Source organism: Psychrobacter sp. FME13 (genome assembly GCF_014861395.1).
Lineage (GTDB): Bacteria > Pseudomonadota > Gammaproteobacteria > Pseudomonadales > Moraxellaceae > Psychrobacter.
In genome coordinates, this window is sequence record NZ_RRYV01000288.1 from 1 (window position 1) to 1500 (window position 1500).

At 38.6% G+C, this 1500-nt stretch carries 1 protein-coding gene and 1 pseudogene; one reads left to right on the forward strand and one right to left on the reverse strand.

All coding sequences use genetic code 11. The annotated features are described in order from the left end of the window. A pseudogene (locus EI164_RS16060) lies at nt 1-133 on the forward strand (IS1 family transposase); the annotation flags it as partial. A 277-nt stretch (nt 134-410) separates the two neighbouring features. On the opposite strand, the gene EI164_RS16065 reads toward EI164_RS16060, so the two are convergent. Then, complete coding sequence (locus tag EI164_RS16065) at nt 411-1325, reverse strand: hypothetical protein (RefSeq protein ID WP_192520981.1); 915 nt, start codon at nt 1323-1325, stop codon at nt 411-413. Nucleotides 1326-1500 lie beyond the last annotated feature (175 nt).

Below are 1500 nucleotides of genomic sequence, written 5' to 3' on the forward strand. Positions count from 1 at the left end.
GGGTAATAACTGTCGCCTTAGACACCGATTAAGACGAGCGGTTAGAAAAACCTGTTGTTTCTCTAAGAAGCTCGATAATCACTTCAAAGTGTTTGATATGGTGTTCTTTTACATCAATTATGGCTACGTCTGATGCCAGCATACTTTTTAGAACACCACCGAATAAGGATTAATAGAAGTGTTCTAATGGATAGGATGCTCATTATTCATCTTTCTTAGTGGTATAAACATGCGTAATAAAATGGCTTAACCAATACCAGTACGAGGTGAGTTTAAATAAAAACGCATGTATTTATATCATAATAAGTGAGTTGTTTTTCAAAAAAGGTTTTGCTAACTAGAGAAGTCGTCCACAAAACCTTTTACGTATACTGATAGCTATCAAATAATAATACGCGACAATATCAGTTTTATTGTACCTTAGCGCGTATCACTACGGTCTGTGTTGCACTGGCATCTAGATGGACCAAGTCCCATTTGAGACCAGAGTAGTTTTCTTGCGTGGCTACTGTATTACTCATTGGTTGAATGGTCTGATAGTTTTCACCGTCTGTGGTTGCTAGAGTGGGTAGTAGACTATTCAATGATAGCAACTGAATGCTATCTGGTAATGACACCATCACATTAATGTTATTTACTGGCTGATCGGTGCTATTGGTATAAGTGGTATGGTACTCAATGATATCGCCTGAGGTGACATGATTGGTCGGTAGCGCCATCTCTTGTCCTTCTTCATTCTTCAAAATTTTCATGATCTTTGTTTGTGCACTGACCATATCAGGCTTACTAAAAGTTGGGGTCAGTTGAAATGTTTCTAAGGAAGTTGATTTCACAGTCTGATCAGTGAATGTTGGCGAGATTACAGATTGATTGAGTGTTGATGGAGTAGCTACTATTTGAGTGGTTGTTGATGTTGTTGATTCATTTATCACTGGTAATTGAGTAGCAGGTGCGACGGGCAGTACTTGTTTTACGTTATTCAGTGGTGTGGTGATAACCTGAACATTGGTGACAGTTTTGTTTGACTGATTGGTGACAGGCACGCGAGTAACTGTTGTGCTGCTTTGGGTGATAATCGTGTCATTGATATTTTGACTGACAACAGATTTTGGAGCTGTTGTTGCTTGAGTTACACCATCAGAAGTCGGCTTAACCATAGTAGTGTGACCAATAGCAGTCGTATTACCAGTGGTTTCAGGTGCAGCATATGCTGACGATATGGTGAATATGGTAGTTGCTATCATTGCGGATATCGCAACAGGCTTTGATGTTTTTTGAACAGCCAATTTTTTTGTAGTGATTGATGTACCGATGTTTAAAATCATAAAATCTTCCTTTCATCTAATAGAAAATGGAGCAGTAGTACTTATTTCTTAGATTAACACATGAAGTGCAATACCAAATGCAAGGTGAAAAAAAGACCTAGATGCGCTAGCATCAAAGTTTTTATCCACCGACCAAAGTGAGATTGCAACCATGAGCTATACACATCTAAGCCTA

Coding starts and splice junctions, on each gene's coding strand:
- EI164_RS16065 (WP_192520981.1), bottom strand. CDS start 1,325: ATGATTTTAAACATCGGTACATCAATCACTACAAAAAAATTGGCTGTT.